Raw genomic sequence first — 14,427 nt, forward strand, 5'->3', positions numbered from 1 at the left:
GGCCGGCTGTCATGGCCGGCCGCTTGTGGGATAATTGGGCATCATCGTTCATGCCGAGCGCAGTCCCGGCCGGCGCAACAACACGCCAGGAGGCTACACCATGCTGACCCAGGATCAACTGAAACTCGCCGTCGCCAAGAAGGCGCTGGAATTCGTGCCGGAAGACGCCGTCATCGGCGTGGGCACCGGCAGCACCGTCAATCTGTTCATCGAAGAGCTGGCCAGCATCAAGGGCCGCATCAAGGGCGCGGTGTCCAGCTCCGACGCCTCCACCGAACGGTTGAAGGCCCACCACATCCCGGTGTTCGACCTCAACGAAGTGGAAAAAATACCGGTGTATATCGACGGCGCCGACGAGATCAATCACCACCTGCATATGATCAAGGGCGGCGGCGCGGCGCTGACGCGCGAGAAGATCGTGGCCGGCGTGGCCGACGAGTTCATCTGCATCGCCGACGAGAAGAAGTACGTCACCATGCTGGGCGCCTTCCCGCTGCCTATCGAGGTCATCCCGATGGCGCGCAGCTATGTGGCGCGAGAGCTGGTCAGGCTGGGCGGCCATCCCGAGCTGCGCCAGGGCGTCACCACCGACAACGGCAACGTGATCCTGGATGTGCACGGCCTGCAGATCATGAAGCCGGTGGAGCTGGAAGAGATCATCAACCACATCGCCGGCGTCGTCACCTGCGGCTTGTTCGCGCGCCGCCGCGCCGACGTGCTGCTGCTGGGCAAGCAGGACGGCGTGGAAGTGCTCCGCTAAGCTGAAGGCAGGGAAGACCGGCGCCGAGGCGGCGCCGGGTGAATGACGAAGACATGTCACGCGACTGTCATCTAGTTGTCTTACAATCTACCATTTACCGCATGACCCTGAGGCAAACATGGCAGAGCATATTTCCAAACAGTTCGATCTGGAGCTGGAAACCATCCGTACCCGAGTGCTGCAGATGGGCGGCCTGGTGGAACAGCAGATCCTGTCCGCCATCGATGCCTTGATGTCCGGCGACATCGCGCGCCTGGACAAGGTGGCGGCGGAGGACGCGTTGGTCAACGCGATGGAAGTCGGCATCGACGACGATTGCCTGCACATCATCGCGCGCCGCCAGCCGGCGGCCAGCGACTTGCGCATCGTCTTCACCGTGATCAAGATCATCACCGACCTGGAGCGCATCGGCGACGAGGCGTCCAAGATCGCGCGCATGGGCAAGACCATCCATCAGTCCGAGCGCTACCAGATGCCGCGCTTCCGCGAAATCGAAAAAATGGCCGGCGTGGCCTTGGCCATGCTGCGCCGCGCGCTGGACGCGTTTGCCCGCCTGGACACCAGCGCCGCGCTGGAACTGGCGGAAGAAGACCTGCGCCTGGACGAAAACTTCGCGTCCGAATTGCGCCAGCTGATCACCTTCATGATGGAAGACCCGCGCACCATCAGCATGTCCATCGACACCCTGTTCATGTCCAAGGCCATCGAACGCATCGGCGACCACGCCAAGAACATCTCCGAGTACGTGGTCTATCTGGTCAAGGGCAAGGACATCCGCCACACCAAGATCGAAGACATCAAGCGCGAGACGCTGGGGCGCTGAGGCGGCACCGGCGGGCATGACGCGGGAGGCAAAATGGCGGTAACATTTCGCGGTTACCGCCATTTTTCCGTCCGCGCGCGCCGCTCGATCTTCGCCCCGCGCGCGCCGGACAGCAACCATCGAACAAGAAAAGGGGTGTCTTTGACACACGCCACGCCCCCCCATACCGTATTGGCCACCGTAGACCTGGGCTCCAACAGCTTCCGCCTGCAGGTTTCGCGTGTGGTGGACGACCAGCTGTACGCGCTGGACGTGATGAAGGAGACCGTGCGCCTGGGCGCCGGCCTGACCGCGGACAAGCACCTGAACGACGATACCTGGCAGCGCGCGCTGGCCTGCCTGGCCCGTTTCGGCGAACGCCTGCGCGGCTTCGTGCCGGCCCAGGTGCGCGTGGTCGGCACCAACACCTTGCGCGTGGCCAAGAACGCGCCGGCCTTCATCGAGCAGGCCGAGGAAAAGCTGGGTTTTCCCATCGAGGTCATCGCCGGCCGCGAAGAGGCGCGGCTGATCTATCTGGGCGCGGCGCATTCGCTGCCGGACACCAAGGAACGCCGCATGGTGGTGGACATCGGCGGCGGCTCCACCGAATTCATCATCGGCAGCCACTACAAGGCGCTGGTCACCGAAAGCCTGCCGCTGGGCTGCGTCAGCTACACCTTGCGTTTCTTCCCGGACGGCAAGCTGACGCGCAGCCATTTCCGCGACGCGACGCTGGCCGCGCGCAACGAAATCCAGCGCATCCGCCATGAATATCGTCCCAGCGAATGGCAACTGGCCGTCGGCACCTCCGGCACCGCGCGCTCCCTGCGCGACGTGCTGGAGATCAACGACTGGAGCCGGTCCGACATCACGCTGGCCGGCATGGAGCAGCTGCGCGAAGTCTTGATCAAGCAGGGCAATATCGACGCGATCAAGGTCAATGGCCTCAAGGCAGACCGCGCGCCGGTGCTGGCCGGCGGCCTAGCCATCATGATCGCGGTGTTCGAGGAGCTGCAGGTCGAGAAGATGATCGTCACGGAAGGCGCGCTGCGCGACGGCGTGCTGTATGACCTCCTGGGCCGCCAGCGCGAGAAGGACATGCGCGATAGCACGGTGGCGCTGTTCAAGCGCCGCTACCATGTGGACGCGCAGCAGGCCGAGCGCGTCAACACGCTGGCGGAGCGCTTGTACCGCATGCTGGCGGGGGAGGATGTGGAGCAGGACATGCTGAAGCTGCTGTCCTGGGCGGCCAAGCTGCACGAAATCGGTCTGACCATCGCCCACACCGCCTATCACAAGCATTCCACTTATATTTTGCAGAACGCGGACATGCCGGGCTTTTCCAAGCGCGAGCAGGCTTCGCTGGCCGCCATCGTGCTGGGGCATCGCGGCGACATGGGCAAGATGTCGCAATACATCAGCCAGGCACCGCTGTGGCAGGCCGTGGTCGCGCTTAGGCTGGCCGTCTTGTTCCACCGCCGCCGCCAGCCGCTGGACCTGCCGGCCGTGCTGGACCTGAAGCAGCACGCCAGCGGTTTCGAACTGACGGTCAGCAAGGACTGGCTGGAAGCCAACCCCCTGACGGCCAGCAGCTTCCGCCAGGAAGTGAGCCAATGGAAGAGCGTGGGCTTCAAACTGGACATCATCCAGGCTTGAATCGCGCCGCTCATGCTCGGACGGCCCGGCGGGTTCCGGGCCGTTTTCGCGTCCGCCGTCCGGCGGACGCATCCGCAAGAACAATCGTGGGAGTCGAATGCGCCATCAATCGTTGAAACACAAGGTGCCGACGCTGGGAGAGGCGCCCGGCGCGCTGATCCCGGTCGGAGAAGTCAAGCAAAGCGGCGTGCGCATCACGCTGTTCGAATACGACGCGGAGACCTTGAACGAAACCGAGTTCGACGACGCGGCCGAGCTGGGCGCGTGCGCGCCTGGGGGCGGCGTCAGCTGGCTCAATGTCTACGGCCTGCACGACCCGGCCGCGATGCGCCTGATAGGCGAACGTTTCGGCCTGCATCCGCTGGTGATGGAAGACCTGCTGAACGCCCGCCAACGGCCCAAGCTGGAGGATTACGGCGATTACCTGTTCATCGCCGGCCGGGTGTTCGATTACGCCAATGGCGGCGGGCGGCTGCTGTCGGACCAGATCTATCTGGTGGTGGGCGCCGATTTCGTGCTGACCTTCCAGGAGCGGCCCACCGGGGTGTTCGAGGCGCTGCGCGAGCGGCTGCGCGGCAAGCGCGGCCAGCTGTGCGCGCGCGGCGCGGATTACCTGGCGTATTCTCTGCTCGACGCGGTGATAGACGACCACCTGGCGGTGCTGAGCCAGTTTAATGAAAAAGTGGAGGCGCTGGACCGCCGCCTGATGGCGAACGGCGACCAGACTGTGCTGCGGCAAATCCAGCGCCTGAAGCGCGATTGCCTGAAGCTCAGGCGCGCCTTGCTGCCGCTGCGCGAGATGCTGCTGGGATTGAACCGCAGCGAGCAGGGCCGTTTCGCGGCGGAGACGCAGCTGTATCTGCGCGACGCCTACGACCATGTGGTGCATGTGCTGGAGTCGCTGGAGATGAGCCGGGAAATGGTGGGCGACATGCTGGACCTGCACCTGTCCATGCAGTCGCACCGGCTGAACCTGCAGATGCGCGTGCTGACGGTCATCACCATGATCTTCATGCCGCTGACGCTGATCGCCGGCATCTACGGCATGAATTTCGAGAACATGCCGGAGCTGAAATGGCATTACGGCTATTACATCGTCTTGCTGGCGATGGCGGCGATTTCAGCCGGCATGGGCTGGTGGTTCTGGAAGCGGCGGTGGATTTGACGGACGTGCATTCGCGCCGGTAGCGCGGGTCGGCCATCGAGCCGTGCCCGCGGTCTTGGTTCGATGGCGTGGATGATTATTCCGCGCGGAGTGCGGGCAATATCTTACTCATGCGCCTGCGCCGTTCGCGGGCATGGCCTTTGGCCAAGCCGCGCAACCGGTTTACACCTCATCCGATCGCACGCGCTTGACGCCGGCCTGGCGCATCTGCGCCCAGGCCTCGACCAGCGAGCCATCCAGGTCAATAGCGCGGCAGGCGTCTTCCACCACGAAAGTCTCGAAGCCGGCGGCGCGCGCGTCCAGGGCGCTCCAGGCCACGCAGAAGTCCGTGGCCAGCCCGGCCAGCCACACTTTCTTGACTCCCAGCGCGTGCAAATAGCCGGCCAGGCCGGTCGTGGTGGCACGGTCGGCCTCGACGAAGGCGGAGTAGCTGTCCACCTGGGCGTGGATGCCCTTGCGCACGATCAGCCGGGCATGTTCGGTTTCCAGTTCCGGATGGAAGGCCGCGCCGCGGCTGCCGGCCACGCAATGGTCCGGCCACAGCGTCTGCGCGCCGTAGGACAGTTCGATGTTTTGGAAAGGCGCTGCGCCGGCATGGCTGCTGGCGAAGGAGATATGGCCGCGCGGGTGCCAGTCCTGGGTCAGGATCACATTTTCAAACAAGAGCGACAGGTGGTTGATCAGGGGCACCACTTCGTCGCCGCCGGGCACGGCCAGCTCGCCGCCGGGGCAGAAGCTGTTCTGCACGTCCACCACCAGCAATGCGCAGTCGGCGCCATAACGTTTCAAGGGCATGGGCGACACCTTCTTGTTGTGTTCAGGCGTATTTGTTAACACGGCTGCGGCCATGGGTAAAGGCCATGGCGGTTTCCGCGCTTGTCTTTTATACCCTTGGGGGGTATATAATGAGTTCAGGAGGTCACCATGACGCAATCCCTGCTGACGCTGCCGGTTTCCGGCATGAGCTGCGCCGCCTGCGCCGCGCGCATCGAGAAGCAATTGAACCGGCTGGCCGGCGTGGAGGCCGCGGTCAGCTTCGCCAACGAGAGCGCCCAGCTGCGCTACGACCCTGCGCAAGCCACGCCGCGGCAACTGGTGGAAACCATAGAGCGCTGCGGCTTCGCCGTGCCCAGGCAGGCCCTGCAGCTCGGCATTTCCGGCATGAGTTGCGCCGCCTGCGCCGCGCGGCTGGAGAAGGCGCTGAACCGGCTGCCCGGCGTCAGCGCCAGCGTCAATTTCGCCAGCGAATCCGCCCGCGTCGAATTTCTCCCCGGTCTGGCCGAGCGAACCGCCGTGCTGGCTGCGGTGCGCCGCGCCGGCTTTGAACCGTCCTTGCCTGAAACGGACGATGCGGCGGGCGCTGCCGCCGCCGCGCGCTACCGGCGCGAACTGCTGTGGTTCGCCGCGTCGGCGCTATTGACCTTTCCCTTCTTGATCGAGATGGCAGCCATGCTGGGCGGCGGCCATCATGGCTGGCTGCCTCGGTTGTGGCAGCTGGCGCTGGCCACGCCGGTGCAGTTCATCATCGGCTGGCGCTTCTACCGCGGCGCCTGGCAGGCGCTGCGCGGCGGCGTGGCCAATATGGACGTGCTGGTGGCCTTGGGCACCAGCATGGCCTGGCTGTTGTCGGCGGCCATCACCGTGCTGGGGCTGGATGATCAGCATGTGTATTTCGAGGCCAGCGCGGCCGTGATCACGCTGGTGTTGCTGGGCAAGCTGCTGGAGGCGCGCGCCAAGGGCCGGGCCTCGGCCGCCATCGCCGCGCTGATGCGGCTGGCGCCCAAGAGCGCGCGCGTGGAGAAGGACGGCGAGCTGGTCGAAGTGCCCATCGACCAGCTCAAGCATGGCGATATCGTGGTGGCGCGCCATGGCGACAGCCTGCCGGTGGATGGCGTGGTGGTGGCGGGCGAGGCCTGGCTGGACGAGAGCATGCTGAGCGGAGAGAGCCGGCCGGTGGCCAAGCGTGCCGGCGACAAGGTTTACGCCGCCACGCGCAACCAGGACGGCATGCTGAAGATACGCGCCGAGGGCGTGGGCAGCGAGACGCAGCTGGCCGAGATCGTGCGCATGGTGGCGGCTGCCCAGGGCAGCAAGGCGCCCATCCAGCGGCTGGCGGACCGCATTTCCGGCGTGTTCGTGCCGGCGGTCAGCGCCGTGGCGCTACTGACGTTTCTATTGACGGCCTGGCTGCAGGGCAGCTGGACCGCGGCCTTGATCCACGCGGTGGCGGTGCTGGTGATCGCCTGTCCCTGCGCGCTGGGCCTGGCCACGCCGACGGCGGTGATGGTGGGCGTGGGCAACGGCGCGCGGCGCGGCATCCTGTTCCGCAACGCGGAGGCGCTGGAGTTGGCCGGCAAGGTGGACACGCTGCTGGTGGACAAGACCGGCACGCTGACCGAGGGACGGCCGGCGCTGACCCATGCGCTGGCGCTGCGCGGCGACGAGAACGCGCTGATCCAGCTGGCGGCCAGCGCGGAGGCGGGTTCCGAGCATCCCTTGGCGCGCGCCTTGCTGGACAAGGCGGCTGAGCTGGGCTTGCCGCTGCTGCCGTGCTCCCGCTTCCGCGCCGAGGTGGGGCGAGGCGTGGAGGCAGAGATAGACGGCCGCGGCCTGGCGCGCGTGGGCGTGCCGGCCTGGCTGGACATGGCGCTGCCGGACGCGGCGCGCGCCTGGCAGGCCGCCGGCGCCACGGTGGTGGCGGTCAGCCTGGACGGCGCGCCGCAGGGCCTGCTGGCCTTGGCCGATCCGCTGCGCGAGGGGTCGGCGGAGGCGGTCAGCCAGCTGCGCGGCCGCGGCGTGAGGGTGATGATGCTGACCGGCGACGACGAGGCGACGGCGCGCGGCATCGCCGCCGAGGCTGGCGTGGACGAATGGCGCGCCGGCATGCGGCCGCAGGACAAAGCGGCGGTGGTGAAGGAGCTGCAGGCGCAGGGCCGCGTGGTGGCCATGCTGGGCGACGGCGTCAACGACGCGCCGGCGCTGGCGGCGGCCGATGTCAGCCTGGCCATGGGCTCCGGTTCCGATGTGGCGATTTCCGCGGCCGACATCACGCTGATGCGCGGCGACCTGCGCCACGCGGCGGACGCGATCCGGCTGTCGCGCAGCACTTTGGCCAAGATCCGGCAGAACCTGGGCTTCGCCTTCGTGTATAACGTGTTGGGCATTCCGCTGGCGGCGCTGGGGCTGCTCAATCCGGTGATCGCCGGCGCGGCGATGGCGGCCAGCTCGGTGTCGGTGGTGTCCAACTCCCTGTTGTTGCGCCGCTGGCGCTAAAACCCGCTAACAAAACGCCTGATCCTGTGTTGCGCCTCCTTGCCGGACTACTGGCACTGTCTGCGTCGGTGCGCCTTGGCTCAGGCTATCTAACGAGGTTTTGTTAGCGGCCCTGGACCAAACCTTAACTTTCATTGAATGGAGAACAAAATGGCGGACGTAATCCTGAATATCGATGGCATGACTTGCGGCGGCTGCGTCAAGAGCGTGAGCGGCGTGCTTGGCGGCATGGCCGGCGTGGGCGAGGCCGAGGTGAGCCTGGAGGCCAAGCAGGCCAAGGTCAGCTACGACCCGGCCATCGTGTCGCCGGAGGAGTTGGCGGCGGCGGTGGCCGATGCCGGCTTTGATGTGACTTTTTGATTTTGCCCTGAGATAAAGGCCAGTTTCGCCTGCCTCTGCGGCAAGGTTTCCTATGCTTTGCCCCTGGCTGTCGCCATCCCGGCGGCCGCCGTTCCGGGGCGACGCAAGGAGACCTGGCATGTGCACGCATTTTCAGTTGCAGGCGAAGGACAGGAATCATGTGGTGGGCCGCTCGATGGAGTTCGCGCGGCCGTTGGACCCGGCGTTTTACATCCAGCGCCGCGGCGAGGTGTTGCAGCAGCCGGTATGGGCCGGCGCGGAGTTTCAACGCCTGGAAGGGGCGCCAAGCTGGGCCGCGCGCTATGGCTATGTGGGCATCAGCTCCACCAGCCTGCCCTTGCCGGGCATTACCCAGCGCATCGTCACGGACGGCTTGAACGAGGCCGGCCTCAGCGTCAGCCTGCTGTGGCTACCCGGCACGCGCTACCAGGCGTTCGGCGATCTGCAGAACACGGTGCTGGCGCCGCTGTTCGCCGACTGGGTGCTGGCGCACTGCGGCAGCGTGGACGAGGCGCGCGAGCTGTTGCCGACGCGCCAGTTCTGGCTGCCGGACTGGCTGGCCAAGCAGCTGCCGCTGCACGCGGCCATCGTCGACAAGGACGGGCGCTCGCTGGTGGTGGAGTTCCAGGACGGCCAGCAGAAGATCTACCACAACCCGGTGGGCGTCTGCACCAATGCGCCGTGGTTCCCCTGGCACCTGGACAATCTGGGCAATTACCTGAATTTGTCGCCGGAAGATCCTGCGCCGCGCGAGATCGGCAGCCTGCCGGTCAGCCCGCCGGGACACGGCGGCGGTCTGGCCGGTTTGCCCGGCAACGCCACGCCGCCGGCACGCTTCGTGCGCACCGTCTATCTGAAGCAGTTCGCCGACCAGCCTGATGATTTGCCGCAGGCTTACTCCCTGGCCACCCATCTGCTGAACGCGGTGGACATTCCGCGCGGCACGGTGCGCGACGGACAGGATCAGGATTACACGCAGTGGGCGGTGGTGAAGGGCCTGAACAGCGGCGAGATCGGCGTGCGCACCTACGACAGCATGCAGTATTGCGGGCTGAGGCTGCATGACATCGACTTCGCATCGGTGCCCAGCCAGGTGATTCCGCTGCCCAAGCTGGCCGACATCACTTTCATCCAGCCCAAGTAAGCGCGGGGCCGCGTGCATGGCGCGCGCGGCTCAGTCTTCGCCCAGCATGCCGTATTCGACGGGCGTCTTGACGTAGAACACCTTGACGCCTTCCTGCCGCAGCCGCGCCATCAAGGCGTCCGCCTCCGGCGCGCTCAGCGCCATCGTCACCTCCTCGGGCTGGTCGGATAGTTCGAAGAAGCGCGCGGCGTGGATGCGGCGGCCGGAGCCGAAACCCTCGCTGGCGGCGAACAGCGTGGCGCCGCCTATGCCCAGGCGCTTGGCCTCCTGCAATATCCATTCTGCCAGCGGCACGCCGTGGTGGCGGTGGCCCTGCTGGGTGAAGAAGGACAGTTGATAGCCTTGCATGATGTGTTCCTTCAGCCATTTCACAGTTCTATCAGCGTACCCTCTTTCAGCGGGCAGATGTGCACGCCGGGCGGGCACAGGTTCAGCATCTGCTGCATCACGGCTTCGCGGCAGACCGGGTCGGAATGGGTCACCCATAGATGGGAATTGACCGGCAGCTTGGGCAGCATGCCGGCGATCAAGGCCGGCGCCATATGGCCCTGCTGCTGCGCGTCGCGCAGTCTTTCATCGCTGTAGGTCACTTCGCAGATCACGTCGGTCAGCGAGGGCACGTCGGCCAGCCATTGCCAGAAAGCCGGGCAGGGGCCGGAGTCGCCGCTGAAGGCCAGCGCGCGCCACGGGCCTTCTATCAGCCAGCCTATGGCCGGCACGCTGTGCCGGGCCGGCAGCGCGGTGGCCAGCCCCTCGGCCAGCGCCACCGTGTCGCCGACGTCGACGGGCCGCAGGCGCAGCCAGGGGGCTTCCGGCGCGGTGTAGTCCGGCCAGATGCGGCCATTGAAAAAATGCTGGCGGATGGCGTCCAGCGTGTCGGCCAGGCCGTACACGTCCAGTCCGGCGCCGCGATGGCAGGCGTGGACATCGGCCAGCAGCGGCAGCAGGCCGCAATGGTCGATATGGCTGTGGGTCAGCAACACGCGGCGGATGGCCAGCATCTGTTCGCTGTCCAGCGCGCCGCAGCCGGTGCCGCAATCCAGCAGGGTGTCGTCGCCGACCAGAAAGCTGGTGGTCTGGCCCGGCTGGCCCAGGCATGCCGCCGCGCCCAGAATCTTGATGTGCATGTCTCGCTCCGCCTCTCCCTGCCCGATTTGTATTGTAGACCGGGACGCGGCGGCGTCCCGGCCGGAGCGGGCTTAGCGGACCACGCCTACCGGGTACAGATAGCGGTTGCTGTCGGCGAAGGGCGTGCGCTCATAAAACCAGTTCAGGCGCGCGCCGCGGTCCTTGGCGAACTTGGGATCGGCCTTGAGCTTGGCGGCGAAGGCCTGGCGCAGCTCCGGGCTTTCCGCCAGCATGCGCCGCGCCATCGGTTCCATCACATAGGCTTCCGGCGCCTCGGCCGAGGTCAGGTTGGCGTTGAAGAAGCCCCAGCTCAGGAAGGAGTCCGGGCTGGACGGCTCCAGCAGAATCATGGCCAGGGTGCCCAGCTGCTGGTTGGGATCGACCACCACCGAGCCGGCGGGGTAGGTGACCTTGCGCTGCTGCGGCACCGGTTTGCCGGCGATCAGCAGTCTGCCTTCGTAGCCCGGAATCTTGTCGGCCGATTCGCGGTCCGGTTCGAACGGCGTGCCCAGCTTGACGTCCTCCAAGCGATAGACGGTGACATCCATGGACGTGGGCTGGTCCAGCGTGCGCATGGCGATGCCGTGCGTTTTCAGCCGCGCGATGACCTCGGTCCATTGCGCCGGCACCACGTAGGCCTTGGGGCGCGGCACCACCAGGTCCGGCACGGATTGCGGCGTGAACGGAATCTGGTAGGTCTGCGGCTGATTGCTCCAGCGCACGATCTTGTCGCCGGTGATGGGCGATGGCACTTTGTCGAACTTCAAACCCTTGAACGGCACGGTTTGCGGCTTGCCCTCGGCGGCCTTCCAGGTCAGCGTCACTTCCCTGGGCCGCTCGGCCCTGTCCTGGGCGATGGCGGCGCGCAGGCTGTCTCGATTGGCCGCCATGCTTTCCATGATGGCCTTGTACAGCACGTAATTGCCCAGCACCTGCTGCTTGTACGGCTTGAGCGCGTGCAGCTCCACCAGGATGCCGGGAATGCCGCGCGCGTCGGCGTACTGGTTGGAGAAGCGCGCCAGGTCGCTGTAATACGGGTAGTAGCCCTGGCTGATGTCCTCGTTGTCGTTCATGGAGATGCAGACATTGGGCTCATGGCCGTAGGCGCGCAGCTCGCGGTAGACATAGGGCGTCATCACCTGGTCCATCCAGCGGCTGGAGGCATGGGACCAGCCCTCGCCGTTATTGCAGTAGGTGACGTCGTATTGGTAGTCCACGCCGTCCGTGCTGTGGGTATCGATGAAAAAGTCCGGCTGGTACTCGTCCAGCGCGCGCGCCACATTGCGGATTTCCGGGCTGTCCAGCTTGGTGAAGTCGCGGTTCAGGTTCAGGTTGCGGCTGTTGACGCGCCAGCCGGTTTCCACCGGGCCGTTCTGGTTGATGCGGCCGTACTTGCCGTAGCGCATGTCGCCGTCGATGTTGACGGTGGGCACGAACAGGACATTCACCTTGTCCAGTAAGGCGCGTTGCGTGCCGCGCGTGGTCAGGTCGCGCAGCAGCATCAGGCCGGCGTCCTTGCCGTTGGCCTCGCCGGGGTGGATGCCGGCTTCGATGTAGAGCGTGGGCTTGCCGGAGGCCTTGAGTCCGGCGGCGGATTTGTCGGCGGAAGTGGAAACTACCGCCATCATGAAGGGCCGGCCTTCGCCGGTTTTTTCCGGCAGGGCGGTCAGCTGGATCAGTTCGGGCCGGGCGGCGGCCAGTTTGCGCAGGTAGGCCAGTGTTTCCTCGTAGGGCGGCGTATGGGTGAAGCCGGAGGCTTCGAACGGCGTGGCCCACGGGTCGTCCTTGGCGACGGCGAACTGCTGGCTGGCGCCGTTCCACGGGATGTCCGGCGGCAGCACGCGCTCTCCCGCCGCCTTGAGGAATTGATGGGCGTCGACATAATCCGGCGCGGCAGGCGTGGCCAGAGCGGGCAGGCTGGCGACGATGGCGGCCAGCAGGGTCAGGCGAGGGGCGAGGCGTTTCATCTTCGGTGCTCCAATGAGTTGAACCGCGCCAGCTTACGCCTGGGCACACGATATTCGAATTGTCTGGTTTATCATGCTTGATTGCCGTCAATGGCGGTTTTTACATTGCCGCAAAACCGTAAAATAGTGGCGTTTAATAGCAATGTTAATAAATTACAAATGCATATTGCCGTAAGTCGGGGCAAGGCATTAACATTTGGTGACGCGCGGAATGTCTGCGCCGGAACCTCAGGCCAAGGAGGCCGCAAGGGTTCCTGTTCCTGATATGAGAGAAACCGCCTTGAAAATGACCCTCACCCTGCTGGCAGCGACTTTGCTGTCCGGCTCCGCCATGGCGGCGGACATTCCGCTGAAGGATTTCTTCCGCAACCCCGAGCAGAGCAATTTCACCGTGTCGCCGGACGGCAAGAGCGTGGCTTTTCTGTCGCCATGGGAATCGCGCCGCAATATCGTGGTGCGCCGCCCGGGTCAGCCGGATAAGCGCGTCACCGCGGTCAAGGACCGCGATCTGGCCGGCTATTTCTGGAAGGGCAACAATCAGCTGGTCTACGTCAAGGACAGCGGCGGCGACGAGAATTTCCATTTGTTCAGCGTGGACCTGAAAACGGGCAAGACGCGCGACCTGACGCCGTTTCCCGGCGTGCGGGCGGAGATCGTGGATGGCCTGGAGGGCCAGGACAATCAGTTGCTGGTCAGCCTGAACAAGCGCAATCGGGAAATTTTCGACGTCTACCGCGTGGATCTGAAAACCGGCAAGCTGACGCTGGAAGCGGAAAATCCGGGCAAGGTGACCAGTTGGGGCACCGACCACAAGGGCAATATCCGCATCGCCATCGAGACCGACGGCGTCAACAACACCGTGCTCTACCGCGACCAGCCGGGCCAGCCCTTCCGCAAGCTGCTGAGCACCGATTTCCGCGACAATTTCTCACCGCTGCTGTTCACCCCGGACAACCAGCGCTTCTACGCCGCCAGCAATCTGGGCCGCGACAAGAGCGCCATCGTCGAGTACGACCCCAAGGCCAATAAAGAGGTCAAGGAAATCTACGCCCGCAGCGATGTGGATGTCAGCGAGCTGGGCTATTCGCGCAAGCGCAAGACCATCACCTGCGCCAGCTTCGAAACCGACAAACTGGGCCGCGAATGCTTCGATCCGGCCTCGCGCGAGTTGTACGCCAAGCTGCAGGCGCACTTCCCGGGCGACTTGGTGGAGATCCAGTCCGGCGACCGCAATGAAGACCGCTTCGTCGTCGCAGCCTGGAACGACAAGACCCAGGGCAAGCGCTATCTGTATGACGCGAAGAAAGACAAGCTGACGCTGCTGGCTTCCATCACACCTTGGCTGCATGAAGACCAGATGGCGTCGATTAAACCCATCCAGTATCAGAGCCGCGACGGCCTGACCATCCACGGTTATCTGACCCTGCCCAAGGGCAAGGAGGACGCCAAGAACCTGCCGGTGATTGTCAATCCGCATGGCGGGCCATGGGCGCGCGACAGCTGGGGCTTCAACCCGGAGGCGCAGTTCTTCGCCAGCCGCGGCTGGGCGGTGTTGCAGATGAACTTCCGCGGCTCCACCGGCTACGGCCGCCAGTTCTGGGAGGCTTCGTTCAAGGAGTGGGGCGGCAAGATGCAGGACGACGTGACCGACGGCGTGGACTGGCTGGTCAAGCAAGGCGTGGCCGATCCTAAAAAGGTATGCATCTACGGCGGCAGCTATGGCGGCTACGCCACGCTGTCCGGCATCACCAAGACGCCGGAGCTGTACCGCTGCGCCGTGGACTACGTGGGCGTGTCCAACCTGTTTACCTTCATGAAGACCATCCCACCGTACTGGAAGCCCTATCTGGACATGACTTACCAGATGGTGGGCGATCCGGTGAAGGATAAGGAAATGATGGAGGCGCGTTCGCCGGCGCTGCACGTGGATCGCATCCAGACGCCGCTCTTGGTGCTGCAAGGCGCCAAGGATCCGCGCGTCAACATCAACGAGTCCAATCAGATCGTGGATGGCTTGAAGAAGCGCGGCGTGGACGTGGAATACATCGTCAAGGACAACGAGGGCCACGGCTTCCACAACGAGGAAAACCGTATGGCGGCGTATGGCGCCATGGAGCAGTTCTTCAAGAAGCACTTGGACTGAGCCGGCGCTTCAAGCTGACCGCAGCCCGC

The 14,427-nt window shown here is 65.2% G+C and carries 12 protein-coding genes; 8 read left to right on the forward strand and 4 right to left on the reverse strand.

The window, feature by feature from the left end; genetic code table 11:
- Positions 1-100: 100 nt before the first annotated feature.
- The 4 genes from rpiA to corA all read left to right on the forward strand — a co-directional run bounded on the left by rpiA (position 101) and on the right by corA (position 4,383).
- A complete protein-coding gene (rpiA, locus tag FYK34_RS01740) occupies positions 101-760 on the forward strand; it encodes a ribose-5-phosphate isomerase RpiA (RefSeq protein ID WP_149294778.1) in 660 nt (219 codons plus the stop codon).
- 118 nt (positions 761-878) lie between these two features.
- The gene (phoU, locus tag FYK34_RS01745; RefSeq protein WP_149294779.1) at positions 879-1,583 is read left to right on the forward strand and encodes a phosphate signaling complex protein PhoU; all 705 of its coding nucleotides are present in this window, start codon (positions 879-881) and stop codon (positions 1,581-1,583) included.
- A gap of 141 nt (positions 1,584-1,724) precedes the next feature.
- Positions 1,725-3,218 (forward strand): exopolyphosphatase, encoded by a 1,494-nt coding sequence (gene ppx, locus FYK34_RS01750; protein WP_149299693.1) that lies wholly within the window; start codon positions 1,725-1,727, stop codon positions 3,216-3,218.
- Positions 3,219-3,315: 97 nt separating this feature from the next.
- Entirely contained in the window at positions 3,316-4,383 is a 1,068-nt protein-coding gene (corA, locus tag FYK34_RS01755; RefSeq protein WP_149294780.1) for a magnesium/cobalt transporter CorA, read from the forward strand.
- A gap of 162 nt (positions 4,384-4,545) precedes the next feature.
- Here corA and pncA read toward each other — a convergent pair whose 3' ends face one another.
- A complete protein-coding gene (gene pncA / locus FYK34_RS01760) occupies positions 4,546-5,178 on the reverse strand; it encodes a bifunctional nicotinamidase/pyrazinamidase (protein WP_149294781.1) in 633 nt (210 codons plus the stop codon).
- A 129-nt stretch (positions 5,179-5,307) separates the two neighbouring features.
- Between pncA and FYK34_RS01765 the strand changes: the two genes are divergently transcribed.
- From FYK34_RS01765 to FYK34_RS01775, 3 genes are all read left to right on the forward strand, one after another.
- Positions 5,308-7,656: a heavy metal translocating P-type ATPase gene (locus tag FYK34_RS01765; protein ID WP_149294782.1), complete on the forward strand. Its 2,349-nt coding sequence runs from the start codon at positions 5,308-5,310 to the stop codon at positions 7,654-7,656.
- A gap of 150 nt (positions 7,657-7,806) precedes the next feature.
- Positions 7,807-8,016 carry a heavy-metal-associated domain-containing protein gene (locus FYK34_RS01770; RefSeq protein WP_149294783.1) on the forward strand — a complete coding sequence of 70 codons (210 nt, stop codon included), beginning with the start codon at positions 7,807-7,809 and terminating at the stop codon, positions 8,014-8,016.
- A 118-nt stretch (positions 8,017-8,134) separates the two neighbouring features.
- Positions 8,135-9,160, forward strand: a complete 1,026-nt coding sequence (locus FYK34_RS01775) for a linear amide C-N hydrolase (protein WP_168209618.1) — start codon at positions 8,135-8,137, stop codon at positions 9,158-9,160.
- A 30-nt stretch (positions 9,161-9,190) separates the two neighbouring features.
- Here the strand turns inward: FYK34_RS01775 and FYK34_RS01780 are convergent, their stop codons facing one another.
- The 3 genes from FYK34_RS01780 to FYK34_RS01790 all read right to left on the reverse strand — a co-directional run bounded on the left by FYK34_RS01780 (position 9,191) and on the right by FYK34_RS01790 (position 12,255).
- Complete coding sequence (locus FYK34_RS01780) at positions 9,191-9,508, reverse strand: DUF190 domain-containing protein (protein ID WP_149294785.1); 318 nt, start codon at positions 9,506-9,508, stop codon at positions 9,191-9,193.
- Positions 9,509-9,528: 20 nt separating this feature from the next.
- On the reverse strand, positions 9,529-10,287 hold the full coding sequence (locus tag FYK34_RS01785; RefSeq protein ID WP_149294786.1) for a 3',5'-cyclic-nucleotide phosphodiesterase: 759 nt from the start codon (positions 10,285-10,287) through the stop codon (positions 9,529-9,531).
- 72 nt (positions 10,288-10,359) lie between these two features.
- A complete protein-coding gene (locus FYK34_RS01790) occupies positions 10,360-12,255 on the reverse strand; it encodes a M14 family metallopeptidase (RefSeq protein ID WP_149294787.1) in 1,896 nt (631 codons plus the stop codon).
- A gap of 286 nt (positions 12,256-12,541) precedes the next feature.
- Between FYK34_RS01790 and FYK34_RS01795 the strand changes: the two genes are divergently transcribed.
- On the forward strand, positions 12,542-14,398 hold the full coding sequence (locus FYK34_RS01795; RefSeq protein ID WP_149299696.1) for a S9 family peptidase: 1,857 nt from the start codon (positions 12,542-12,544) through the stop codon (positions 14,396-14,398).
- The last annotated feature ends 29 nt before the right edge of the window (positions 14,399-14,427 follow it).

Origin of the sequence: Chromobacterium paludis, from assembly GCF_008275125.1 — a bacterium.
GTDB classification, from domain to species: Bacteria; Pseudomonadota; Gammaproteobacteria; order Burkholderiales; family Chromobacteriaceae; genus Chromobacterium; species Chromobacterium paludis.